We start from the raw sequence: 23,998 nt of genomic DNA, 5'->3' as shown, positions 1-23,998 counted from the left end.
CATCTTTCGACAGCATCTGTGACGGTTGAAAATCCCAATGGCTTGGATAGGCTCAGCTTATGCAAAGTGTCTGGTCCCTCCTGTCATCCCCGCGCCATCTCGTCGTTTTCGAGGCCGCCGCCCGCCGTGGCTCTTTCACTCTTGCGGCCAAGGAACTTAATGTCCAACAGCCCTCGGTCAGCGCCTCGATCAAGCAGTTGGAGACGTCGCTTGGCGTACAGCTCTTCACGCGCCGTCATCGAAACATAAGCCTGACACATGCAGGTGAGCGTCTTTTTGCAGATGTGGCGCGCGCGTTTGAGATGCTGGAGCAATCGGCGACGTCCCTTCGGCAAAGGGTCAGCCTGGATCACGTCACGCTGAGCGCGTCGTCAGCCTTCAACAACTACTGGCTGCTGCCGCGCATCAGGTCGTTCCAGCAAAGCCACCCGGACATTGACCTGCGTCTGCAATCAAGTGACCGCGAGCCCGACCTGAACGTGGAGCCGATCAGCCTGGCCATCCGCCTTGGAAATGGGCAGTGGCCCGATTGCGACTGCGCCCTGATTGCGTCTGAGGTGATCTATCCGGTGGCAGCCCCGCGCGTCATGGCCGCGGCCGTGCATCTGCGCAACATCACCGGGCTTTTGCATCAGCGTCTGATCCATCTGGAAGAGCCCATTCGCGAACGCCCCTCCTGGCAAGAATGGTTCAAAGCCTTCAGCATCACCGAAACACCTCCGCCAAGTGGCTTGCGCCTGAATGACTACGCGCTGGTTCTACAAGCGGCCATGGCGGGCGAAGGGTTTGCCTTTGGCTGGCACCACCTTGTCGACCCGCTTGTAAAGCAAGGGATGCTTGCCGCGCGGACAGAATGGGCGTGGACCACGGGCCGCGGATTCTATCTGGTATGGTCCAAGTCCATCCCTCTCATCCCGCAGGCGGAAGTCGTCAAAGAGTGGATATTGACGTCCAGCAACCTCGAAAAATGAATATCCATACACCGGGCCAATACCAATCTCTTTGAGAACGAGAGTGCGTCTTAGCCATCATGGATTGGGCCACGCGCAAGGTGCTGAGCTGGCGACTATCGAACACGATGCATGCCGACTTCTGCGTCGATGCCCTGAACGAGGCCATCGCTAAACACGGTCCGCCAGAGATCATGAATACGGATCAGGGGAGCCAGTTTACGAAATCTGCGTGGATCACAACGCTGACCTAAGCCAGTGTACGCATCTCAATGGACCGGCGCGGTCGTTATCTCGACAACATCTTCATCGAACGACTTTCGAGATCGTTGAAGCAGGAGGCGATCTACCTCGAAGAAATCAGCGATGGCTTCCAGGCCCGGAGGGTCGTCAAAGGTTGGATGTCATTCTACAACGCCGAGCGGCCCCACTCCGCCCTTGATCGTCAAACGCCGGACGAGGCGTGTTGGACCGGCATGGAAGAGCAAAAAGCAGCATGAAACCTAAAACCGATACACCTTAGGAACGTTGCAAAACTGTTCGAAAAGGTGGGACCACTTCAAGGTTCGGTGTAGGTTCCATGACTGATCCTCTGGTCCGCCATGCCCTCCCACAAAGTCAACCAAGCGTTGACCGGGTCACTCTATCAGAGGTCGTTGAGTCGCGCATTGGGCCCCAATAGCCGTATGCAATGTGTTGAACATCAAGGCAGGTGTCGCGATCACATGCGAGAACTCCATTCAATCTGCGCAGTTCTGAATATGAACTCGAAGGTCTGGCATTAGTGCATCTCTTTCTGCCGTACCTGCGACATGGTCGAGCAAATCCACAAAATTGTTCCCGGCAACGTCTTCAAGTGTGAGGTCAGTCAGGAGGTCGAGACTTCCGTTTGGCCAAGGCGCAATTGGTGTGAAACTCCAGTGATGCTCAGCGTCATTTATTTCAATTTCTCCCTGGATTTCATCACCGTCTTGGGTCTCAAGTCGCAGCGCATACATCAACTGATGTCGGTCGAATGGGCGATCAAGGGTGACAGTCAACGTCTCTCGGGTTCCGGCACAGGGTGTGTTCGCGCTCCAGAGCCGGGTATCCGGACGTGTGCGCAAGGCGCCGGAAACCTCAAATGCCTTTGTGAATGCGGGCAATACTGCTGTGCCGTCTGCAGAGGGCCATCCGCTCGCAACTGAAAGAGTGTACCGCTGACCCGCGAGCAACACAGGACCCAGCTCGACATTGGTGGCAACCTCGCGCTTGATACGGCCAGGGTCGATCAAGACGGTCAGGCGTGTCCTGTCTTCATTCCACAGCTCTTGTTTGAACCGCATGAAAGCGGCATCATCGGCCACACCGCTGGCGTCTAGCAGTTTGATGTAATCGAAGGCCACATGCGGCTGCATTGGCACTGAGAAGTGGATGTAGAACCGCAAGGTGTTCTCAGGCAACGTGTCGCCGCTTGGGTAGATGTGCACCACGGAGGGGGCAAGCTGGGCCGTATCGGTCGCAATGCGGAACGACACTGCCGCGTTGTCATGGGGCAGTCGCACCACGTAGTCTCGCCCCGCATCAAAGCCAAAGGCCGGCGTAAAGCGAAGTATCTCACCATCCACTGTGTATCGTCCTGCAATCGGGGTATCTGCCCCGCTAAGTGTTACCTCCAGCATCTCGGGATGGGCTGTTCCTTCTGGAATTTGCAAGATCACAGGGTCAGTCGCAACTTGTGGCAGGGTGAGGTCTTGTGCTTGTGCCATGGGTACCAAAAGGCTGCAAAGTAGGATCGCCAATGCTCTAGCGATCCCGTTTTTCATATGAAAGTTCATGATCATTGCGTCCGTGACGGATCGGGCTGGTACTGCGGGAAGTCAAACTCTGCCAGCAAGTTGTGAATGCGGCTTGGGAACCATGCGGGGTTGGTGTCAAGGTTCAGGCTGCCCGTGTAGGCATCGCGATTGACAGACACAAAGAAGCCGCCACCGACAAGGTCCATGTGCAATGGTACACCTTCAAACATGACGTGCTGTCCAACAGGCCCGAAAGGCATCAGCGGATTGTCATCCAGCTTGGGTCCACGCCCGAAGTCCTCATGCGTGACAGCTTTTGCATCTTGCAATCCAGAGATGGGAATGAGCTGCGGCGACCGGGCGTTGCTTGTGACAAACAACGACGGCTGGGCCTCGCCGCCAAAGGGGCTTTGGTGGTTGTAAGCGATCATGTCGAGCGGCTGGCCGTTGCCATAATCCATGATCGTACGTGCAGAGATCTTCGCGCCGTCTTCAATCTCAGACAGCGGCACCAGGACAATCGGGCTGCAGGTATAGGCCGCGATCAATTGAGGCTCGCCATCAATTTCCTGAATGGACATGGCCCGAATGGGTGCACGGCTTTCGTACTGGTCATGTGCGATATGATACATTTCGACGTTTGAGACACTTTGCGAGCCATCGAACGGATAGGAGATGCGACGCAGGGACGAGAGGAAGTTGTCAGTAGCAACGCCAGCCACGAAAAGCTCGCCCTTGTAGTACTCCATGTCCATGATCGCCAGCGTGCTCAACGGCACTGCGGTTTTGGCGGTATCGCGCGGCATCGCCGGGCCCATACCGCCAGAGCGTCCATTGAAGGTGATCTCGCCATCAGGGAATTCGTTAAGCGCTTGCTTTTGGAACTCAAGCGCAGACAGGTCCAGGAGGCGAAGGCTCTGATCTTGTGAGACGACCACAATCGCGGGCTGAGAGACGAGATTGCCGATCCGGGTTACCGAGATGTAGACGTCGTTGGAAACAGGATGCGCGGCGATGTCGTTGATCTGGATGGCCGCCGGGCCAACACCCAGCAATTCGCCAATCTTCGCATCGATGTTAGCGATTGAGCTCGGCACAATCTGCTCTGCACCACCCGTCGCGGGCATCTCGAATGCGTAGATGGCACCGGTAATACTGTCGCCAACAAAAAGTGTCCCATCATCGGAGAACTCAAGCGCGCCCGCAAACTTGATGTCGAGATCTGTTTCTGCAAGCGCTGCTGTGCCAAGCGTGAGCGCTGCGGCGAGTGAAATCGTGAATTTGCTGTGTCTATGCATGATGCTGTCTCCCATTGTGTATTGCGCCAATGTCGCGCGCTCCATACGATGAATCAAATGAAGGTTTTTCAATTGCACTGAATGGAATTCACCTTGAGCGCTCAATCTTTATCCAAAATTGACCTGAACCTGTTGGTCGTTCTTGACGTCCTGCTTCGAGAAAAAAGTGTGGGGCGGGCGGCAGATCAGTTGAACCTCACGTCTTCCGCAGTCAGCCATGCCTTGAAGCGATTGCGCACGCTGTTTGATAACGAGCTTCTCGTGCGGGATGGGCGCCGCATGGTGCCCACGGCGCGGGGGCAAAGCCTCGCTGAGACGCTTCCGATCCTCTTGGCGCAGGTCGAAAGTACACTTGCAGAACCTCAGCCCTTTGATCCAGCTACTTCAGAACAAACCTTCCGCCTCGCCGCCCCGGACTTCATCTCGCCCTTGTTGCCACTTGTCTTGAAGTCGATCAAAGCCAAAGCGCCGGGTGTCAGTGTTCAGGTTTTTGCGTTTGCTCCGACCGCGACCGTGGACATGCAGACTGGCCGCTATGACGCTCTTATCATGCCAAGCTTCCGACAAACCGATGATCTACGGGGAATCGCGTTGGGCGCATGGCCTTGGGTGACATTTGGTCGGAAAGATCACCCAGCTTTCGCCGATTGGTCACCGGAGAGTTGGGCGCACTTTCCGCACGTTCTGGTCAGTGCGTCCCCGCCATCCGGTCGTGGTCCCATCGACCAGGCGGCCTCCAGGCTTGGCGTGACACGAAAAATCGGAGCGATCGTGCCCCATTTTTCCATGGCCGCGCCCATTCTGGCGGAAACGGACATGCTTTTAGTCGTTCCATCCGTTGCAATGCACGACCTTGCTAAAGTCTACGGCCTTGCGCAACGCGACCTGCCTTTCGAAATTCAGTCACTGAATTTTTCGCTCTTCCATAGCGCGAAGAGCGGCGATGAACCGGCGAGCCGGTGGTTTCGATCACATATAGAAGATGCTGCGCGAGCACTTGTTGGCGCGGATTAACTCGCTGGGTTTCTGGACGCCTTGCACCGAAACACGCTTCGCAGCCGGTTCAAACAAGCAGGCATGTCGGCTTTCACGGCGGATGGCCGCGTTTTTAACGGAACCTACCAGCGCCGAGACCTTGCTTTGCTGCTTCCTGATCTGACGCGCGCCTATGAGGCCAGATCCATCAGAAACGAGCGGTTGGAGGCAAACTGCGCTGGGACTGCCTAGAAAATTAAATCAAAACAAATGCATATCGGGGCATTTTCTGCAGGTCCGAGTTTAACAATGACACGGGTGATGCACGAAACCTCGAAAAATGTGCGCACTTATGCCTCATCGGCAACAGCAGTGAAAATGGCGATCCCTCAAGGACTCGAACCCTGAACCTGCTGATTAGAAGTCAGCTGCTCTATCCAGTTGAGCTAAGGGACCGCTACGCCTGTTTTGACGATATTCGCGCAGGCTGGCAAGAGAGAGCGGTCAGTTTTGGTACGCAGTCAGCGGGCGCGTCATGAAGAGGCTGAGTGGATCTTCCTTGTAGCTGCCGAATGGCGGACAAGGCTCAAACCCCGCACGTGCATAGAGCTTCTGTGCGGGCAGAAACTCGGGCGCCGAACCGGTTTCCAGCCAGAGGGATGTCATGCCCTCAGAACGTGCCGCCGCCATCAGATGCGCAAGCAGCGCACGTCCCGCCCCCTGCCCGCGCAACGCATCATGGCAATGCATGGACTTCAATTCGGCCCGGTTTTCGCCAATATCCAGAAATGCACCAATCGCCCAAGCCCGTCCGTCATTATCGCGCCCCGCAAACACCCGCGCCCCTTCAGCGCGCAACTGATCAGCGCTCATGACGTGACAGCTTTCTTCAGGCGAGCTGGCGCGCATCAGATCGAAATGGCGCTGCAAAAGCGCGTCGAAAGAGGCATCCGTCGAGAGGACTTCTTCAAACCGCAGTTGCACTGGTTCAGTGCGTCCAGGCCCCTTTGCGATCCACGGCGAAATTCTCCGCATAGCCGCGCGGGCGAATGTTGGGTTTGCGTTTGTTGGGCTCGAAGACATCGGCTTCAATCCCATGTTCGCGCGCATATTCGAGTGCCGCTTCCTTGGTGTCGAAGCTCATGCGCACTTGTGTCTGCGTGTCTGAAGACGAGGTCCAACCCATGAGCGGATCGATCTCGCGCGCAGAAGCGGGCGCGAACTCCAGTCTCCATTGCTTCGTTTTGCCCATCCCGGAGGACATGGCGGTCTTTGCTGGCTGATAGATACGCGCTCGCATGGGGGGCTCCGTTTAGCTCGCTTCATATATGCGCCAGCCATGCAGGCACGTGCAAGGGCTGTAGATGTGCAAAATGCGCGCAATCTGAGCGAAGCGCAAAACAGCGCTTGGTCGCCAGAGCCTCCGCGGGGAGCGAGGGGTGGGTGTGTGCGAAAACCCGAGCGACCAAGCGTGCTGCTTGCCTCTCAATTCTACAGACCTTTGGAAGGAATTAACAAATGAATTCGGACTCGCAGTATTTGTTTTTGTTGACAGACCGCCTGTCAACCTGCCGCAACAGGCTGATTGTATTCGCAAATAGGCGCCTCGTCAGACTTTGGTCGCAACCGTCGGCAGGCGCCGCTTTTCAGCGTCAGCCATGGGAATCCACGGCAAGGACCGCTAGATATACTATGATCCTCGCAACCATAGTCAAAGCGCGCCCTCATGACCGATCAGATCCTCAACAGCCCCGCCCCCGATGTGCGCACCCGCGAAAAGCTTGAGGGTGGCAAAGCCTTTGTCATGCAGACCGAATTTGAACCGGCGGGAGACCAGCCAACGGCCATTGCAGAGCTCACCGCGGGCGTGACGAGCGGCGAACGGGATCAGGTTCTGCTTGGTGCCACAGGCACGGGCAAGACGTTTACCATGGCCAAAGTGATTGAGGAGACGCAAAGACCGGCCATCATCCTCGCGCCCAACAAGACGCTGGCCGCGCAGCTTTATGGCGAGTTCAAAGGATTCTTTCCGGACAATGCCGTCGAGTATTTCGTCAGCTACTACGATTACTACCAGCCCGAGGCCTATGTCGCGCGCTCGGACACCTATATCGAGAAAGAGAGCCAGATCAACGAGCAGATCGACCGGATGCGCCATTCGGCAACGCGGGCGCTTCTGGAGCGGGATGACGTCATCATCGTGGCCTCTGTCTCCTGCATCTACGGCATCGGCTCTGTCGAGACCTATGGCGCCATGACGCAAGATCTCAAATCCGGCACGGAATATGACCAGCGCAAGGTCATGGCCGATCTCGTGGCCCAGCAATACCGGCGCAATGATCAGGGCTTTCAGCGCGGGTCGTTCCGGGTGCGTGGCGATGTACTGGAGATCTGGCCTGCCCACCTCGACGACCGCGCCTGGCGGCTCAATTTCTTTGGCGAGGAACTGGAGGATATCACCGAGTTCGATCCGCTGACCGGCAAGAAGACCGACACGTTCGACCAGATCCGGCTCTACGCCAATTCCCACTACGTGACCCCGCGCCCGACGATGCAGCAGGCGGTGATCAAGATCAAGGAGGAGCTCCGCATGCGGCTCGATCAGCTGGTGGGCGAAGGCAAACTGCTGGAGGCACAGCGGTTGGAGCAGCGGACGAATTTCGATATCGAGATGCTGGAGGCCACAGGCGTTTGCAACGGGATTGAGAACTATTCCCGGTACCTCACCGGGCGCGCACCCGGCGAGCCGCCCCCCACGCTCTTTGAGTTCATCCCCGACAATGCCATCGTCTTCGCCGACGAAAGCCATGTCTCCGTGCCACAGATCGGCGGCATGTACCGGGGCGACTATCGGCGCAAGTTCACGCTGGCCGAGCATGGCTTCCGCCTGCCTTCCTGCATGGACAACCGGCCGCTGAAGTTCGAGGAATGGGACGCCATGCGCCCGCAATCGGTCTTTGTCTCGGCCACGCCCGCGACCTGGGAGATCGAACAGACCGGCGGCGTCTTTACCGAACAGGTCATCCGGCCCACTGGCCTTCTGGACCCCGAGGTCGAGATCCGCCCGGTGGAGACGCAGGTGGACGATCTGCTCGACGAGATCCGCCGGGTGACGGCGGACGGCTTCCGCACGCTGGTCACCACGCTGACCAAACGCATGGCCGAGGACCTGACCGAGTACCTGCATGAGCAGGGCATCAAGGTGCGCTACATGCATTCCGATATCGACACGATCGAGCGGATAGAGATCCTGCGCGATTTGCGGCTTGGGGCCTTTGACGTGCTCATCGGGATCAACTTGCTGCGCGAGGGGCTCGATATTCCCGAATGCGGGCTGGTTGCCATCCTCGATGCCGACAAGGAAGGCTTCCTGCGCTCTGAGACCTCGCTCGTGCAGACCATCGGCCGCGCCGCGCGGAACGCCGAGGGCCGCGTCATCATGTATGCCGACCGGATCACCGGCTCCATGGAGCGCGCCATGGCCGAGACGAACCGCCGCCGCGCCAAACAGATCGCCTATAACGAAGAGCACGGCATCACGCCTGCGACCGTGAAGAAGAATGTCGAGGACATTCTGGCCGGGCTTTACAAAGGCGATGTGGACATGAACCGCGTGACTGCGAAGGTCGACCCCAAACTGCAAGGCAGCAACCTGCAAGCCGTGCTGGATGGTCTGCGCGCCGATATGCGCAAGGCGGCGGAGAATCTGGAGTTCGAGGAGGCCGCGCGGTTGCGCGATGAAGTCAAACGGCTGGAAGCGGTGGACTTGGCCGTGGCCGACGACCCGCTGGCGCGTCAATCCGTGGTCGAAGAGGCGGTGTCTGAGGCCACAAAGATGTCAGGACGGTCAACGGCTGGACGTCCGGGGCAACGGGGTGGCGTGAAGCCGAGGAAGCGGCGGGGGGGAGGATGAACGACGATGGCCGACATACTTACTTTCGCGGCGAACATCGTACCCCCCGCGTTTTCATTGACGCAAATGTCCTGGATTTCGTGAGCGCAGAACGGAAGAACGCCGTTTTGAAACTCGTCGTATTGTACGAGAGCGAAGAAGTTGAGGTCATTTTGCCGAAAGGCGTCAGAGAAGAACTTGAACACCCAAACGTTCCCGTGTCTGTCAAGGTTTTATTACCCGACGTTTATACTGTCGAAGTTGAGCTTTCAGTCAGAGAACAACAGCAACGTTCGTTAGTGGTCAGTGCTTTGCAGGGCAATGCCAAGCCCGGCAAGCATTTGGCGGATGCTGACCACGTTTTCGAAGCCATAAAATACCAAGTCGACTATTTCGTTACCTATGACCACAGGATTCTGGATCGCAGCGCAGATATCAAAGAAGTGGTACCTAACGAGATTGAATTTTGCGACTTGGAAATGTTGATCCAAAGGCTATCAAACTAAGCATGTTTAGATTGGAGTAGATCCGGTCAATTATTTCGGACGAATTGCAGCCTTTGATTCCAAATTCACAGGACAATAGTAACTGAGACGGCACCAATGACGGCGTGCCATTAGTTAGACCCACTTCCCAAAGACCGGAACGGGTCTCTAGCAGCAAGAGTGCAAGAAGAACCGCGCGGAACAAGGGCGTCAGCCCGCCGCGCGCGCCGACCCGACCGCACGGGGCGGCGCTTTGGCGGCCGTGGGCACGACAATCGGATCCAGCTCAGACACGGCAGGGATAAAGCACTTTGAACATCCCGTGCAGCGCCGTCCCTCGGGTCGGCGCGCGCGGCTTCGTGTTTGAAACAGGCCGCTGCCGCTCCCGACAAAACCGCTTTCAAGGGGAAAAATTTACGATTCTTACCAAAAACTTAATTCTTGTGTGAACCTGTTCACATAAGCGGCGCGCGGCATGGGCTACACCTGTCCTTGCCAGCCGCAACACATTGGCGGTCACAAACAAACCAGAGACCCTGAGATTAGTTTGGCACCCTTTTTAGAACGCAAAACGCCAGCGCCCCAGCGCTGGCGTTTTTTTAGTCCGTGGGCAAAGGATCACGCGGATTTACGCGCCCGCAACACACCGAGCCCGGCAAGGCCAAGCGCCAGAAGCGGCAAGCCGGCGGGCAAAGGCACAGGGGCTGTCACGCTTCCGCCAAACACGAAGTCATCGATGAAGACGTAATCACCGGACGCGATGGTGGTCTTCAAATCAGTGAGTATGACGCTGGAAATATCCGTGCCGGTCCAACCGAAGTAGTTGCCATCGTTGGAACTGAAAACCGCTCCCATGATTTGCGAACCAATCAGGCTGTTGGAGCTGTCAAACACTTCCATGCGCCAATCGTTGTCGCTGGCGCCCCATGTAAAGGCAAACCCTGAAGTCGAGGTCCCGAAGGCAATCTCAAAGGCGTCCGGGACTTCATCAAACCCGTTTTCAAGGGATTGACCCGTCGTGTTGAAACTGCCCGCAAACGCGTTGCCAATCGTGAGATCCGCGCCGACGCCCGTAAAGGTGACGCCACTTTCCGAATAGCTCGGCGCATCGCCAAGGGTGGCAGATTCAAAATCAATCGTGGTGACTGATCCACCAAGTACGCCGGCCGTCCCGCCAATACCTGAAATTGCAGCCGCCTGCGCTGTTGTGGACAAAAGGGCCAAGCCAAGGGCGCCTGAGATAGTTGCAAAGGTTTTCATGATGTCTTCCCTCTCAAATTTTTGTGGCCTAAATCGTTTCATGTATTCTGATCTCAAAACAAGGTTTGCGCAGCAAATTGCACGCCCCGGTTGCAGCGTATCGTTTGATTGGTGAAACCGTCGAAACAATCGGGCAGAAATTCGCATTTACCCCCGCGCCATCGCGGCGCGGGAGATTTTAAACATTTAGAATCAGTGAGGTATAAATTTACCGTGCGCGCGGAGGCTAACGCGCGAATTTCTTGTGCTTGATCCGCTTGGGCTCCAGCGCGTCTGGTCCGAGGCGGCGTTTCTTGTCCTCCTCGTAATCCTCGAAATTGCCCTCGAACCATTCCACATGCGCCTCGCCTTCAAAGGCCAGAATATGCGTGCAGATCCGGTCGAGGAAGAACCGGTCGTGCGAGATCACGACGGCGCAGCCTGCGAAGTCCACAAGCGCGTCTTCGAGCGCGCGCAGCGTCTCGACATCGAGGTCATTGGTCGGCTCGTCGAGGAGTAGCACATTGCCCCCCTCCTTGAGCAGCCGCGCCATATGGACCCGGTTGCGCTCGCCGCCCGAGAGCAAGTTGACCTTCTTCTGCTGGTCCCCGCCCTTGAAGTTGAAGGACGAGCAATAGGCGCGGGAATTGACCTGGGCGTCGCCCAGCTCGATGATCTCCGCGCCGCCCGAGATCGCCTCCCAGACGGTTTCGCCCTCTTTCAAGTCGTCGCGGGATTGGTCCACATAAGCCAGCTGCACCGTATCGCCGATCTCGATCGAGCCGGCATCAGGCGTCTCCTGACCGGTGATCATCTTGAAGAGCGTGGATTTACCCGCCCCGTTGGGTCCGATGACGCCCACGATCCCACCCGGAGGAATGGCGAAACTCAGGTTTTCGATCAAAAGCTTGTCGCCCATGGCCTTGGACAGCCCCTCGACCTCGATAACCTTGCCGCCGAGCCGTTGCGCGGCGGGGATAACGATCTGCGCGCGCGCGATCTTTTCGCGCTCGGATTGGTTGGCCAGGTCGTTGTAGGCCTGAATCCGCGCCTTGGATTTCGCTTGCCGCGCCTTGGCCCCTTGCCGCATCCATTCGAGCTCGCGCTCCAGGGTTTTCTGCTTGGCCTTGTCCTCGCGCGCTTCCTGCTGAAGCCGCTTGGCTTTCTGTTCGAGCCAAGCCGAGTAATTGCCCTCGTAGGGAATGCCGCGGCCTCGGTCGAGCTCAAGGATCCAGCCGGTGATGTCATCGAGGAAGTAGCGATCGTGAGTCACGACGAGGATCGTGCCCTTGTAGTCGATCAGGTGCTGCTGCAACCAAGCGATGGTCTCAGCGTCGAGGTGGTTGGTGGGCTCGTCGAGCAGCAGCATATCAGGCGCTTCGAGCAGCAGTTTGCACAGCGCCACCCGGCGCTTCTCACCGCCAGAGAGCGTCGTCACATCGGCATCATCAGGCGGGCAGCGCAGCGCCTCCATGGCGACGTCGATCTGGCTGTCGAGATCCCAGAGGTTCTGGGCATCGATCTCGTCTTGCAGCTGGGCCATTTCGTCGGCGGTCTCGTCCGAGTAGTTCATCGCCACTTCGTTGTAGCGATCGAGCTTGGCCTTTTTCTCAGCCACCCCAAGCATCACATTACCGCGCACATCAAGGTTCGGATCCAGCTCCGGCTCCTGCGGCAGGTAGCCCACCTTGGCCCCTTCCGCATGCCAGGCCTCGCCGGAAAACTCCGTATCAAGCCCCGCCATGATCTTGAGCAGCGTCGATTTACCGGCACCGTTGACGCCCACAACACCGATCTTCACACCGGGCAGGAAGTTCAGGTGGATATTTTCAAAACACTTCTTCCCGCCGGGATAGGTCTTGGAGACGCCCGACATATGATACACGTATTGATAAGCGGCCATGGTTTCCTCGAGTGTTTGGTTTGGGGCAGAGATAGCTTGGCAGGCGCGAAGGAGCAATTGGGTATGGAACGGTTGTCGGAGTTGATTGCGCGCATTTCGTTGGGTGCTTGATGTTTTGGATCCAAGCACTTTCTTTTCGAGGGCTACAAAGTCCGCATCCGGTCAGTGTTGCGCTAAATCTGCCTGGGGTGGCTAGAAGAAAACGAAGCGACAGGCTACGGATTGGAGCGAAAACACTGTTTGCCACTTCCCGAAGCCGGTGCGCGAGGATCAAAAATGTGGTACTATACTGCGCTCATTGAGAATGCCGCAAATTTTGCAATCGCAAGACCTTTTGCGGCTTCATTCCGTTTTAGTCTATTCATAACCGTCCTTGGTGTTTCAACGATTGCGGCAACGGACTGGCCATATGCTCGCATGATCCTTGATTTGATCGGCCTGGGTTTCATATTCACCCTCTTTTGTCCGACAGTGCTGCTGATCTTTAAAAAACTCTACATCTAGCATGCAATCAAGCTGCGCATGGATTTGCTCGCTGCGAGCGGCTATGTTGACCTACACGCAACGGCAATCAAACTAGATGAGAGTGAGAAAAGAAACCCGCTTTCAAAGAGGGCTTCACAATTTAGAATGCGACCCATCGCAGAGTGGCGATTTATCGGTCGCCTTGCAGCCGCAAAAGAACACCTTGCCGGTCTTTTCAGCGGTGTACTTCATCGGTGCGAGCCCGGTTTCCTTGTGCGACCCATCGCAAAACGGCTGGCTGGAAGACCGCCCGCAGGTGCACCAGAAGTAGTTTTTGCCTTCTTCCACATCAACGGGATACGGCGCTTTCTGGGCGATGATCGGGGCTTCGGACATGGGGGGCTCCTCCTTGGTGCTGCCTGTGCGAAAGCTAGTCCGCACCATGTCTTTGCCCAACAAAAAACGGCAGCCCGCGCAGGCTGCCGTTCAAGAGTGCGAAGGTAGAAACCCTTAGCCGCGACGGCGACGCAAGGCTGCGACACCGCCCAAACCTGCGAGCAGAAGCGGCAGGCTTGCGGGAAGCGGCACAGGAGCAGTGATCGTGCCGTCATACCGAATGGCGCTGTCCAGCACATCCATCCAGGCTGTCCGCTCGGCAGCAGAGCCGCCACAGCAGTAATCATAGCCGAGGTAGAACAGATCACCCGCGCCATAGGCTGTGCGGAACACGGCATAGTCTCCGTTGGCTTCCTCATAGAAAACGGTCGAGTTCGCGGCAAGCGTGCCCGTGGCGTCGTGGTAGGAGTTCAGACCTCTCAACACAGCGGGGTCGTCGGCAAATGTTGTTCCAACTGCGGCTGCGGTTTGATTGTAGTTCGGACCGGCAGATCCACCCGTGGATGTCAAAGATGTGCCAAGGACTGCGTTGACAAACGAGATCTCATTCGTGCCATAGCCGCCCATAACAATCACGCGGCCCCCTGCGTTGAGAAAGGACTGCACGGCAGCTGTATTTGCGCCGTCAACGCCATTTTCTTCTGTAATGATTACATCAGTCCCGGACGTTGCCGTGCTCCAGCCCGCCGCGTTGTCAGACAAAAGACTGGTCGTGTGTCCATAGGCGCCGATACCGCCTTCGAACGTCAGAATGTTATGTGAGCCATTCATAATTGTGAGGCTGGCTGCGTGAGCCGATGTCGATGCAGCCAGGAAAGTGAAGGTGGCGGCGAGGCAAGCTTTCAGGTTCATGCCAGAATCCCTTTATCCCTTTAAATCGCGCCCCCACGCCATCAGGTGTCGTACCAAGCAGGCATGGCGCAACGAATTTGTTTAAAAATCGCCATTTCACTACGATGATACCGCACGGTTTAGAAAATGTGGCAAAAGTGGTTTCTCACCACAATACGATCCTGCCTCCGCGTCGAGATTGTTCGCGGCATTGCCCTTTCCTTGCTCCGCAATTTGCATCATGGTCGCCGCGCTTTCCCTGCGCCGCGAGCTCAAGACATATGCGAAGATCAAAACCTATTACGGGGCTTTTGGGTGGATCCTTCGATCCGGCCCATCAGGGGCATGTGCATATTACGCGTGAGGCGCTCAAACGGTTTGGTCTGGATCGGGTCTGGTGGCTCGTCTCCCCCGGAAATCCGCTCAAAGCCCATGGCCCTGCCCCCCTGCCCGCGCGCATGGCGCAGGCGCGGTCGATCATGCAGCACCCGCGTGTCGAGGTTTCGGATATCGAAGCCCGGCTGGGCACCCGCTTTACGGCCGAAACCCTCAAGGCGCTGAAATCGCGCAACCCCGGAACTCCCTTTGTCTGGCTCATGGGCGCGGATAATCTCGCGCAGTTTCACAAGTGGGATAATTGGCGCTGGATCATGGAGAATGTGCCCATTGGCGTTTTGGCCCGGCCCGGAGACAGGATTGCCGCGCGGACATCGATGGCCGCCAAGGTTTATTCCGATGCGCGTATCCCAGGCCGTGCAGCGTCCGCCCTGCCGCTTGGGCCTGCGCCGCGGTGGTGTTTCATCAATGTGCCCATGCGGGAGGACAGCTCAACGGCGCTGCGCGCCGCCGGGCGGTGGGGCAAGTAGCGCGGACGCCACGCCCGAGAGCAGGATGAGCGCCAGCCCAATCCATGTCCACTGATCAGGAAGTGTCCCGAAGACAAACCAGCCCAGCCCTGTTGCCGCAATCAACTGAAAATAAATGAGCGGCGCGAGGCTGGTGGCCGGCGCCATGCGGTATGCAAAGAGCAAGATGAAATTGCCCAGCATCGAGAATATGGCAGACAGGCTTGCCAGCCCGGCCACCGGCCAGCTGAAGGCGGGCAAAAAGAAAAGCGCGGCCGGCGTCGTCACAATTGCAGAGATAAAAAGCTGCGAAAACAGAAGCGCGCGCGGGCGGGCCTGAGAGGAAAGCCAGCGCGATGCGGTCAGGAAGGCGCCGTAAAAACATCCCGCCAGCACAGCCCATCCCAGCCCTTCTGACGCACCCGCGCCGCCGGGTTGGACGACAATCAGCATCCCGCAAAACCCCAGCCCCACAAGGCCCGCACGGACAAGCGAGAACGGTTCGCGCAGAAACACAACGGCGAGCAAATAGCTCACCGACGGGCCAATGAAAAACGCGGCAAACACATCTGCCAGAGGGGCTGTTTGCAAAGCGGTCAGGATTGAGCATATCCCGCCCGTCAGCATCAACGCGCGCAAGATCACGCGCCAGTCGGTCAGAATGGCAAATCCGCCCCGTGGCACAAAGGGCAAAACCAGCAGTGCACCGATCCAAAAACGTGTCCAGGCCACGAAAAGCGGCGAGGTGCCTTGGGTTGTGATCAGCAGCTTGCCCGCCGTATCCCCCGCCGGGATCAGCGACATCGCCACAAACATCATCAGGACAGGTTTCCACATGGGGCGGCTCTATCACGCGCACTTGTGAGGGGAAACGCGGCAATGCGGCCTTGTCCCTTCCGCGGGGCTTCGGCAAAGTGTCCCCCATGACCAATCGTATTTCACGCCGCCTATTTCTCACCTCAACCGCAGCCTTTGTGGCGACATCCGCCTGTGCCGGTGCGCCGGAGCGGTCCTTGCGCCCCAACGCGCGTGTCGGCAATGCGGCGCGCCGTGTGGAGCCTGCATCAGAAGCACTTGTGCGCGCATCGGGGCTTTCGGGAACCGTTGGGTTCGCCGTCATCGATCTGCGCAGCGGCAAGGTTCTGGAAGAGCGTGCCTCTGCCGCCTCGCTGCCTCCGGCCTCTGTGACCAAAGCCGTCACAGCGATTTACGCTCTCGAAACACTTGGCGCAGGGCATCGTTTCACGACGCGTGTTCTGGCGACAGGTGGTGTGTCGGGCGGCATTGTGGCGGGTGATCTGATCCTTGCGGGCGGCGGCGATCCCACACTGGATACCGATACGCTGGCGCGCTTGGCCGGTCGATTGAAAGCCGCCGGGATCACGGAGGTCCGCGGGCGCTTTCTGGTCTGGGGCGGCGCAATTCCCTTTGCCAAACAGATTGACCCCAACCAGCCCGATCACGTGGGTTACAACCCTGCGCTGTCCGGCTTGAACCTGAATTTCAACCGCGTGCATTTCGAATGGCGCCGGGCCTCAGGCAAATGGCGCACGACGATGGACGCCCGGTCGGCCAGCCATCGCCCGGATGTGACCATCGCGCGGATGCAGATCGTTCAGCGTTCCTCCCCGATCTACACCTATGAGGACCGCGGCGGGCGCGACAATTGGACCGTGGCATCAGGCGCTCTTGGCAAGGGTGGTGCGCGTTGGCTGCCCGTGCGCAAGCCTGCGCTTTACGCGGGCGAGGTGTTTCAGACATTTGCCCGCGCGCAGGGCATCGTGCTCAAGGCCCCCGTCGAGATCAAGAGCTTGCCCACCGGGCAATCCCTCGCGCAGGTCGATAGCGCGCCGCTGGATGTCATTGCGCGGGACATGCTGAAATTCTCAACCAACCTGACCGCCGAACTGCTGGGGCTCATGGCATCAGCCAAACGTTTGGGACGTCCCCAGCCGCTGTCGGCCTCCGCCAAGGAGATGACCCGCTGGGCGCGCAGCCGGTTGAAGATGGGGTCTGGCGCGAAATTCGTCGATCACTCTGGCCTGGGCGACACCAGCCGCGTGACCGCATCGGACATGGCCGCCGCGCTGGCGGCTGTGCGCGGTAGTGGCCCCTTGCGCAGCTTGATGAAGAATATCCCGATGCGCGATGCCAAAGGCAACGTGCTGAAAGGCTCACCGGTCAAGGTGGATGCCAAAACGGGCACGCTCAATTTCGTCTCTTCGCTCGCCGGCTATGCCACATCGGCCGATGGCCGGGAGCTCTCGTTTGCAATCTTCGCCGCAGACACCCGACGACGCGCCGAAATCCCCCGCGCCCAGAGGGAACGGCCCCAAGGCGCGCGGAGCTACAATCGCGCGGCGAAGCGGTTGCAACAAAAGCTGCTGCAACGCTGGGGCCGCGTCTACGGCGCCAGCTGAGGTCTGAGCTGTTTGCGATAACAGGCTGCGCGCGGCTTAGCTGTCGTAATCGATGGCGTGTTGGAGCTGTTTTTCATACTCCAGCGCCTTGCCTGTCCCGAGGGCCACGCAGTTGAGGCTCTCGTCGGCGATAGAGACAGCAAGGCCCGTCTGCTCGCGCAGTGCCAGATCAAGATCGCCTAGAAGCGCACCGCCACCTGTGAGCATAACGCCCCGGTCAACGATGTCGGCAGCGAGATCCGGCGGCGTTGTCTCAAGCGCCGTCATCACGGCTTCGCAAATCTGTTGCACCGGTTCGGCCAGCGCTTCGGCGACCTGCGCCTGCGTGATCTCGGTTTCCTTGGGCACGCCATTCAAGAGATCGCGTCCGCGGATCTGCATGGACGTGCCGCGCCCGTCATCAGGCATGCGCGCCGTCCCGATGGAGGTCTTGATCCGCTCGGCGGTGCTTTCGCCCACAAGCAGGTTCTGCTGGCGGCGCAGATAGGAGACAATCGCCTCATCCATCCGGTCGCCACCGACTCGGACGGAGCGCGCATAGACAATATCCGAGAGCGACAGGACCGCCACTTCCGTGGTCCCCCCTCCGATATCGACGACCATGTTGCCCGTGGGATCGGTGATCGGCATACCCGCCCCAATCGCCGCTGCGATGGGCTCGGCAATGAGCCCTGCCCGTCGTGCGCCCGCGCTCAGGACCGACTGGCGGATCGCGCGTTTTTCGACCGGTGTGGCGCCATGGGGCACGCAGACGATGACCTTGGGCTTGGAGAAGGTGGAGCGGCGATGCACCTTGCGGATGAAGTGCTTGATCATCTCTTCGGCCGTGTCGAAGTCGGCAATTACACCTTCGCGCATGGGCCGGATGGCCTCAATGCTGCCGGGCGTGCGGCCCAGCATGAGCTTGGCGTCTTCCCCCACGGCCAGCACTTTCTTTGTGCCATCCTTGACGTGATAGGCCACCACAGAAGGCTCGCTCAGGATGACGCCACGGCCTTTGACGTAGACCAGCGTGTTCGCTGTCCCAAGGTCAATCGCCATATCAGCCGAAAACATCCCGGCAAGTTTATCCAGTCCAAACATCGAAAATGGAGCCCCGCACCTCAATAGCTTTATCGGCGCCGATTCTCCCCCGGTCGACGCCACGGCGCCTTATACGGGTAGGCTGGGCCGGGTGAAAGGGGGCACGCGTTTCCGGGGCGACTGGTCGCGGGCGGGAAATCGCCGAGCGGTGTTTGCGCCATCAATCGCGAAAGCGCCGAAGCTCTGCCCCATTTCGGCCTGATTGCTCGCGATGCTGGTAGCGGCAGGAAAGTTTTCAATGAAGCGGGGCAGTACCGTGAAATATCTCGCAACCTTGGGTGTGTTTTTGATCTTTGGCGCCGTTTTGATGGCGGCTGATTTCTACGAACGGGCGAAGGCCAACCCCGACGTCACAAGCTTTACCGCCTACCGCGACGACCTTAGCGGTCGCGTGGAAAAACTGACCGGGGGCATGATAGGCGGCACGGCGCCCACGGCGCAGCGCGGCGGGTATTCAGCGCCCGAAGGCGAAGTGGAGAGCGATGTCGCGCTTTTGGCGGGTGGGATCAAAGACATCATCGCGCCAAATGGGACCGGCGCCAAGCCCTCCTATGAGAGCTATACCTTCAAAGGTAAGATTAAATCCGTACTGCCGGAGGCTCCAGAGGGCTGGACGCGCCGCCTGTTTGACATGGACGACACAAAGCGCCTGCCTGGCTTCGCAGGTATCCTGGAAGAGCGTCAGGCCATGATGGGCCTGCCCACGGATCGCGCCATGATGCGCATACGGCAGAACACCACATGGATGTATGAGAGCGGCGAGAAACTCGTACAAATGACCGCAATCAATCGGCAAAAGGCCAGCGGGCGCGTGATGGAGGCCGGATTGATCGATCAGGTCACAACAGGCCGTGGCCAGAGTCAGGTGTTTTATGCGGCTGTTCAAGGCGTCGTCTGGACCAAACAACGAACGGTTCACTGGACCGAGCGCGCGGAGGACGGCCCAGAGCCTGTCATCCTGACCGGGCGGCTGGGCAGCGCCACGATTTACGTCAAGGGGTTCATGGCCGATGAAGAGTTGCCCGCCTTCCTAGAAGGCATCGATTACGACGCGCTCAACAACATGCTCAAACGCCCTTTCCCGAATGTCGGCAGCAACGCGCCCGAGCTCACCCCGGAGCAGGAGCAGGCGGCGTTTGAAGCCGAGTTGGCGGAACGCAAACGTCTGGACAAGGTCGTGCAGGAAAACGCCGAAGAGCAAAGCAAGAAGTCAAACAAGCGGTTCTGGGCCATGTCCAAAGCGATCGGAGCGACCGATCAGCTCTCACAAATCAGCGCCGACCAGTTCAACGCGATGGGCCTGCCCAATCGTGAGCTCCAAGGGGATTATTCCGTCTTGCCGCCCGAGGAAATCAGCAGGATCGCGAAGACGCTCACGGCGGAAAACCAACGGACCTTCGGTTTCTATTTTGCGCAGGTGATCCTCGAACAGGGGCTCGATTGGGACGACGTGCACATAGCGGTGGATGGCAATACAGCAAATGCCGCCGAGGAAGCTGCGGCCTATGCCGTGGGCACGCTGCCTGAAAGTGCGCCAACCTATCTGATCCGGGTCGAGGAGGCCAAACGCGGCTTGCCGCCCGGCGCCTGTTTGCAAATTCGCGCAGGCGGTATGTTTTGCGGCGATCTGGCCGAAAAGGCGCGCTTTCTGTGGGAGTTCCCAGCGCAGCGCAACGCGGCCAAAGCGCAGAAAGAGGCTGCGCGCAAGATTGAGATCGACCGACGCAAGGCCGAGCGAGAGCAAGAGCGCACACAGCAACGCGAGCAACGCCGCGCCGCGCTGGATCTGAAAAAGCAGCAAAAGGCAGCAGCGGACGCCGACAAGCCTGTAGAGGTCAAGATCAACCGGCATTCGGGCGGTCGCCTGCAAGGCTCACGTGGCGGATGCGGCGGGACCTCTTTTTGCCGCGTCACATCTGACTGAACCCGACTACTTCGGCGGCCACGCCATCGGCACGCGATCCTGAACCTTCTTGGTTTTCAGCAAAGCGCGGTAATGATCGATGCTGTGATCACCGCCGACATTGATCTCATCGGGCGCGAGCCAATACCGGCTGCCCAAGGTCCGAAAGCCCAGAAATTTTGGCGGGACGTGGCAGACGGTATCATCGAGACGGCAGTAGTTGACCACCCACCCTTCATGGGCGAGCCTGTTTGTCGGGCGGCCCCGCAGGGTCTGTGGCGAGGCGAACGCAAGCGTTGGCACGCGCAGCGACGTGCCCACGATCTGGGCGGACGCCGCACCCAACGAATGACCAATGATGAATTTCGGCCGCAGCCCCTTGGCAAACGTGTAGACGATCTGGGCATGTTCCAGAAAACCGGCATGCCACATCGAGCCTGAATCGCCGGGCACCACTTCAAAACCATGCCCATCCGTTGGCTGCCCTGAAATGTTGAGGTTGAAATCAAACCAATCCGCCATTTCGTTGGTTCCCGGAATAACCAGAACGCCGGATTTAAGATATTGCGCCTGAACGCCACGGATATCGATCTGGTGTTCGATATCCGCAGCGTTTGTTTGATCGTAGGCGGCTTCGATCATGTCACAGGCATCAAGCACGTTTAATTGAGCCATCGGAAAAATCCTTTTTGTAGAAATTACATCTTAGCATTGAACCATGGCAGCGGCGCGCGCGTCTACGGAGGAATTCCCGCCCCTTTTGCGTGTCGCGCGCAAAAAAGGCCCGCCCAATAAATTGGCGGGCCTGTCAGGCGATCACCTGCCTAAAATCAGTTTTCGATAACGATCTTGGTGTTTTTCAGTCCGGCTTCCTGTGCCATGCGGAAGAGCTTGGCGGCATTATCCGTGTGCAATCGGATGCAGCCCGCTGAGGCCGGCGAGCCAAGACGATCCACCTGGTTGGTGCCGTGCACGGCGAAATTGCCACGGAAGAAAATTGAGTATGGCATGGGCGCATTATTGTAGAGGCTGGACTTGTGATGCTTGGACAGCCATTTGGCAGAGTAGCTCCCTCGCGGGGTCCATTTCCCCGGACGCGCGGTGGAGACGGGCCACGTATGGATGGCCTCACCGTGGTGGTAAACAGTCATGGTTTGCGTCGAAACGTCCACACGCGCGATCACGGACGCCGCGAATCCCATCGCGGGCACCAACACCAAGCACAGGCAAAATACGCCTAGCTGCAACAACTTGTGCATCATTCTTTCCCCCTAGTAACTATATGTGGGGGAAGTGTGCGGGAGCGTGACCGCTTGAGTCAAAAGGAAATCGCCCATGGTCAGGGATTCCTGACCTCGCGCGTCCTTTGGGTTCAGCTGCGCAGATGCCGCGCGCGCGCGCCGCGCTCGATGGCTGCGGCGTGAAGCCGATCGATGTTGAGCTCGTAGCGAATTTCTTCCAGCAGGCGCAGTTCGGTCTCCTGCAAAGTGCCATCAGCTGCCGCAACATCGCAGGCCAGTGCATAACACGTCTCGAAGAGGCGCTCCGGCAAATTGTTGCGCACCAGACCAAAGAGCGCGTCCAGACCATCCTCTTGCTCAAACAGGTCAAAGACGACTTGCGAGATGGTGCTGATGCGATCGGCATCGTATTCGCCAAACACAGGCAGGTTGTTGACCGCGATTTCGATTTTGACGAGTTCCGCGGTCCGGATGCTTTCATCGGAGGCAGACACGGCAATCATGACGGCCACCAGGCAGTCTTGAGGACTGAGGGAATGGGGGATGTCTTGTGTCATGGTCTTCTCCTGTCTGAGGTCATATTTATTGACGCGCCGTGCCGGGCACAATAGGTGTGCCGCGCTTAGTCTCAGGAGAGTGATAATGTCTGATCTGCGCGACGCTGCGATGCAATCAAAAGCATGGCCTTTTGAGGAGGCGCGCAAGATTGCCAAACGCTATGCCAAAAAGGCGCCTGAGAAAGGGTATGTCCTGTTTGAGACAGGCTATGGCCCCTCCGGCCTGCCCCATATCGGGACGTTCGGCGAAGTGCTGCGTACAACAATGGTCCGCCGCGCGTTCGAGATGATCTCCGACATCCCGACCAAGCTCATCTGTTTCTCGGACGATCTCGATGGCATGCGCAAAGTGCCCTCAAACGTGCCAAACCCGGACGCCTTGCAGGAGCATCTGCAACGCCCGCTGACGCAAGTCCCTGATCCCTTTGGGGAATACGAGAGCTTTGGACATCACAACAACGCGATGCTGCGCCGGTTTCTTGATACCTTTGGTTTTGAGTATGAATTCTATTCTGCCAAGGATTTCTACGCCTCGGGCCAGTTTGACGAGATCCTCAAGCGCGCGGCGGAGCGCTATGACGAACTCATGGCGATCATGCTGAAGTCCCTGCGCGAAGAGCGGGCCCAGACCTATTCGATCTTCCTTCCCATCCATCCCGAGACGGGCCGGGTCCTGTATGTTCCGATGAAGCATGTGGATGGGGAAAAGGGCGAGATCACGTTTGACGATGAGGACGGTCGTGAATGGACGCTCCCCGTGACAGGCGGTCATGTGAAGCTGCAATGGAAGCCTGATTTCGGCGCACGTTGGGCCGCGCTCGACGTGGATTTCGAAATGTACGGCAAAGAGCACGCAACCAACGAGAAGATCTACGATGCGATCTGCCGCGCGCTGGGGGGCCGCGCGCCCAACCATTTCAGCTATGAGCTTTTCCTCGACGAGAACGGTGAGAAGATCTCGAAATCCTCCGGCAATGGCGTGTCGATTGATGAGTGGTTGAGCTATGCCTCCACCGAGAGCCTGAGCTACTTCATGTATCTCAAACCAAAAACGGCCAAGCGGATGCATTTCGACATCATTCCCAAGATGGTCGACGAGTATCACCAACAGCTGCGTGCCTATGCGGGCCAGGATCTCAAGGCGCAGTTGAACAACCCAGTGTTCCATATCAACAATGGCGATGTGCCCCAGAGCGATATGGTCGTGTCATTTGCGATGCTGCTCAATCTTGCGGCTGTCTCCGGTGCGCAGAGCAAGGACGTTTTGTGGGGGTTCATTCGCAAATATGCGCCCGAGGCAAACGCCGAGACGCATCCCGGACTGGACGATGCGGCAGGCTTTGCGGTGCGCTACTTCAACGAACGGATCAAACCCACGCGCGTCTTCCGCGCACCCAGCGCGCAAGAGCGCGCGGCGATGGAAGACCTCGGGCGCGCGCTGCGTGATCCTGCGTTGGCCCGCGAAATGATCATCCGAAAAAACGCGGCCATGGGCAAAGACGACCCTGTCGCAGAGCTTGACTATACCTCCGAGGAAGACCTGCAGTCGGTCTGCTTCGCGGTTGGCAAGAACCACGAATTCGCCAATCTGCGCGATTGGTTCAAGGCGCTCTACGAGGTTCTGATGGGGGCCTCTGAAGGCCCGCGCTTTGGCGGCTTTGCCGCCGTCTACGGGCCTGAAGAAACGGCGCAGTTGATCGATCTTGCCCTGTCAGGTGGTCTGACGGAGTAACCTAA

General features: G+C 58.3%; 24 protein-coding genes and 1 tRNA gene. 11 read left to right on the top strand and 14 right to left on the bottom strand.

From position 1 onward, the window contains the following. Positions 1-59: 59 nt before the first annotated feature. From ACP15S_RS03150 to ACP15S_RS03140, 3 genes are read left to right on the top strand one after another with little or no spacing between them, the layout of a single operon-like run. Positions 60-971: a LysR substrate-binding domain-containing protein gene (locus ACP15S_RS03150; RefSeq protein ID WP_425038119.1), complete on the top strand. Its 912-nt coding sequence runs from the start codon at positions 60-62 to the stop codon at positions 969-971. A gap of 56 nt (positions 972-1,027) precedes the next feature. Then, positions 1,028-1,204: a DDE-type integrase/transposase/recombinase gene (locus ACP15S_RS03145; RefSeq protein ID WP_425039644.1), complete on the top strand. Its 177-nt coding sequence runs from the start codon at positions 1,028-1,030 to the stop codon at positions 1,202-1,204. Between the two features lie 12 nt (positions 1,205-1,216). Further along, complete coding sequence (locus tag ACP15S_RS03140) at positions 1,217-1,450, top strand: integrase core domain-containing protein (RefSeq protein WP_425039643.1); 234 nt, start codon at positions 1,217-1,219, stop codon at positions 1,448-1,450. A 240-nt stretch (positions 1,451-1,690) separates the two neighbouring features. On the opposite strand, the gene ACP15S_RS03135 is transcribed toward ACP15S_RS03140, so the two are convergent. Further along, positions 1,691-2,773: a hypothetical protein gene (locus ACP15S_RS03135; RefSeq protein WP_425038118.1), complete on the bottom strand. Its 1,083-nt coding sequence runs from the start codon at positions 2,771-2,773 to the stop codon at positions 1,691-1,693. Further along, a complete protein-coding gene (locus ACP15S_RS03130) occupies positions 2,770-4,026 on the bottom strand; it encodes a hypothetical protein (protein ID WP_425038117.1) in 1,257 nt (418 codons plus the stop codon). Before ACP15S_RS03130 ends, ACP15S_RS03135 begins: the two co-directional genes overlap by 4 nt. 81 nt (positions 4,027-4,107) lie before the next feature. On the opposite strand from ACP15S_RS03130, the gene ACP15S_RS03125 reads away from it, so the two are divergent. Beyond that, a complete protein-coding gene (locus ACP15S_RS03125; protein ID WP_425038116.1) occupies positions 4,108-5,040 on the top strand; it encodes a LysR substrate-binding domain-containing protein in 933 nt (310 codons plus the stop codon). A gap of 340 nt (positions 5,041-5,380) precedes the next feature. Here the strand turns inward: ACP15S_RS03125 and ACP15S_RS03120 are convergent. The 3 genes from ACP15S_RS03120 to ACP15S_RS03110 all read right to left on the bottom strand — a co-directional run bounded on the left by ACP15S_RS03120 (position 5,381) and on the right by ACP15S_RS03110 (position 6,301). Then, positions 5,381-5,457 (bottom strand) — tRNA-Arg (locus ACP15S_RS03120). Positions 5,458-5,505: 48 nt separating this feature from the next. Next, on the bottom strand, positions 5,506-5,985 hold the full coding sequence (locus tag ACP15S_RS03115) for a GNAT family N-acetyltransferase (RefSeq protein WP_425038115.1): 480 nt from the start codon (positions 5,983-5,985) through the stop codon (positions 5,506-5,508). 4 nt (positions 5,986-5,989) lie between these two features. Next, on the bottom strand, positions 5,990-6,301 hold the full coding sequence (locus tag ACP15S_RS03110; protein ID WP_425038114.1) for an ETC complex I subunit: 312 nt from the start codon (positions 6,299-6,301) through the stop codon (positions 5,990-5,992). A 426-nt stretch (positions 6,302-6,727) separates the two neighbouring features. Here ACP15S_RS03110 and uvrB point away from each other — a divergent pair, with 426 nt between their 5' ends. Both uvrB and ACP15S_RS03100 read left to right on the top strand, forming a co-directional pair. Then, positions 6,728-8,914 carry an excinuclease ABC subunit UvrB gene (gene uvrB, locus ACP15S_RS03105; protein WP_425038113.1) on the top strand — a complete coding sequence of 729 codons (2,187 nt, stop codon included), beginning with the start codon at positions 6,728-6,730 and terminating at the stop codon, positions 8,912-8,914. Beyond that, positions 8,911-9,399: a hypothetical protein gene (locus ACP15S_RS03100; protein WP_425038112.1), complete on the top strand. Its 489-nt coding sequence runs from the start codon at positions 8,911-8,913 to the stop codon at positions 9,397-9,399. Before uvrB ends, ACP15S_RS03100 begins: the two co-directional genes overlap by 4 nt. Positions 9,400-9,996: 597 nt before the next feature. Here ACP15S_RS03100 and ACP15S_RS03095 read toward each other — a convergent pair. Continuing rightward, on the bottom strand, positions 9,997-10,638 hold the full coding sequence (locus ACP15S_RS03095) for a VPLPA-CTERM sorting domain-containing protein (RefSeq protein ID WP_425038111.1): 642 nt from the start codon (positions 10,636-10,638) through the stop codon (positions 9,997-9,999). 226 nt (positions 10,639-10,864) lie between these two features. Beyond that, positions 10,865-12,520 carry an energy-dependent translational throttle protein EttA gene (gene ettA, locus ACP15S_RS03090; RefSeq protein WP_425038110.1) on the bottom strand — a complete coding sequence of 552 codons (1,656 nt, stop codon included), beginning with the start codon at positions 12,518-12,520 and terminating at the stop codon, positions 10,865-10,867. Between the two features lie 276 nt (positions 12,521-12,796). Here ettA and ACP15S_RS03085 point away from each other — a divergent pair, with 276 nt between their 5' ends. Further along, complete coding sequence (locus tag ACP15S_RS03085; protein WP_425038109.1) at positions 12,797-13,024, top strand: hypothetical protein; 228 nt, start codon at positions 12,797-12,799, stop codon at positions 13,022-13,024. 114 nt (positions 13,025-13,138) lie between these two features. On the opposite strand, the gene ACP15S_RS03080 is transcribed toward ACP15S_RS03085, so the two are convergent. Both ACP15S_RS03080 and ACP15S_RS03075 read right to left on the bottom strand, forming a co-directional pair. Continuing rightward, complete coding sequence (locus tag ACP15S_RS03080) at positions 13,139-13,381, bottom strand: CDGSH iron-sulfur domain-containing protein (RefSeq protein ID WP_425038108.1); 243 nt, start codon at positions 13,379-13,381, stop codon at positions 13,139-13,141. 114 nt (positions 13,382-13,495) lie between these two features. Then, complete coding sequence (locus ACP15S_RS03075; protein WP_425038107.1) at positions 13,496-14,233, bottom strand: VPLPA-CTERM sorting domain-containing protein; 738 nt, start codon at positions 14,231-14,233, stop codon at positions 13,496-13,498. Positions 14,234-14,493: 260 nt separating this feature from the next. Between ACP15S_RS03075 and ACP15S_RS03070 the strand changes: the two genes are divergently transcribed. Then, on the top strand, positions 14,494-15,078 hold the full coding sequence (locus ACP15S_RS03070) for a nicotinate-nucleotide adenylyltransferase (RefSeq protein ID WP_425038106.1): 585 nt from the start codon (positions 14,494-14,496) through the stop codon (positions 15,076-15,078). Here ACP15S_RS03070 and ACP15S_RS03065 read toward each other — a convergent pair. Next, complete coding sequence (locus ACP15S_RS03065; RefSeq protein WP_425038105.1) at positions 15,040-15,894, bottom strand: DMT family transporter; 855 nt, start codon at positions 15,892-15,894, stop codon at positions 15,040-15,042. The genes ACP15S_RS03070 and ACP15S_RS03065 overlap by 39 nt on opposite strands. Before the next feature lie 86 nt (positions 15,895-15,980). Here ACP15S_RS03065 and dacB point away from each other — a divergent pair, with 86 nt between their 5' ends. Further along, positions 15,981-17,477: a D-alanyl-D-alanine carboxypeptidase/D-alanyl-D-alanine endopeptidase gene (gene dacB, locus ACP15S_RS03060; RefSeq protein WP_425038104.1), complete on the top strand. Its 1,497-nt coding sequence runs from the start codon at positions 15,981-15,983 to the stop codon at positions 17,475-17,477. Between the two features lie 36 nt (positions 17,478-17,513). Here the strand turns inward: dacB and ACP15S_RS03055 are convergent, their stop codons facing one another. Continuing rightward, on the bottom strand, positions 17,514-18,560 hold the full coding sequence (locus ACP15S_RS03055; RefSeq protein WP_425038103.1) for a rod shape-determining protein: 1,047 nt from the start codon (positions 18,558-18,560) through the stop codon (positions 17,514-17,516). Between the two features lie 238 nt (positions 18,561-18,798). Between ACP15S_RS03055 and ACP15S_RS03050 the strand changes: the two genes are divergently transcribed. Next, the gene (locus ACP15S_RS03050) at positions 18,799-20,484 is read left to right on the top strand and encodes a hypothetical protein (RefSeq protein WP_425038102.1); all 1,686 of its coding nucleotides are present in this window, start codon (positions 18,799-18,801) and stop codon (positions 20,482-20,484) included. Between the two features lie 6 nt (positions 20,485-20,490). Here the strand turns inward: ACP15S_RS03050 and ACP15S_RS03045 are convergent, their stop codons facing one another. The 3 genes from ACP15S_RS03045 to ACP15S_RS03035 form a co-directional block, all read right to left on the bottom strand. Further along, positions 20,491-21,138, bottom strand: a complete 648-nt coding sequence (locus tag ACP15S_RS03045; protein ID WP_425038101.1) for a hypothetical protein — start codon at positions 21,136-21,138, stop codon at positions 20,491-20,493. A 155-nt stretch (positions 21,139-21,293) separates the two neighbouring features. Then, positions 21,294-21,665, bottom strand: coding sequence for a L,D-transpeptidase (locus ACP15S_RS03040; protein ID WP_425038100.1), 372 nt, complete (start codon positions 21,663-21,665; stop codon positions 21,294-21,296). A 170-nt stretch (positions 21,666-21,835) separates the two neighbouring features. Then, the gene (locus tag ACP15S_RS03035) at positions 21,836-22,261 is read right to left on the bottom strand and encodes a tellurite resistance TerB family protein (RefSeq protein ID WP_425038099.1); all 426 of its coding nucleotides are present in this window, start codon (positions 22,259-22,261) and stop codon (positions 21,836-21,838) included. Positions 22,262-22,346: 85 nt separating this feature from the next. On the opposite strand from ACP15S_RS03035, the gene ACP15S_RS03030 reads away from it, so the two are divergent. Further along, positions 22,347-23,993 carry a lysine--tRNA ligase gene (locus ACP15S_RS03030; protein WP_425038098.1) on the top strand — a complete coding sequence of 549 codons (1,647 nt, stop codon included), beginning with the start codon at positions 22,347-22,349 and terminating at the stop codon, positions 23,991-23,993. Positions 23,994-23,998: the final 5 nt, after the last annotated feature.

Origin of the sequence: Primorskyibacter sp. S187A, from assembly GCF_049800955.1 — a bacterium.
Taxonomy (GTDB): domain Bacteria; phylum Pseudomonadota; class Alphaproteobacteria; order Rhodobacterales; family Rhodobacteraceae; genus JAKVBH01.
Note: the sequence above shows the minus strand (reverse complement) of the source record. Positions and strands in the feature narration are given on the sequence as shown.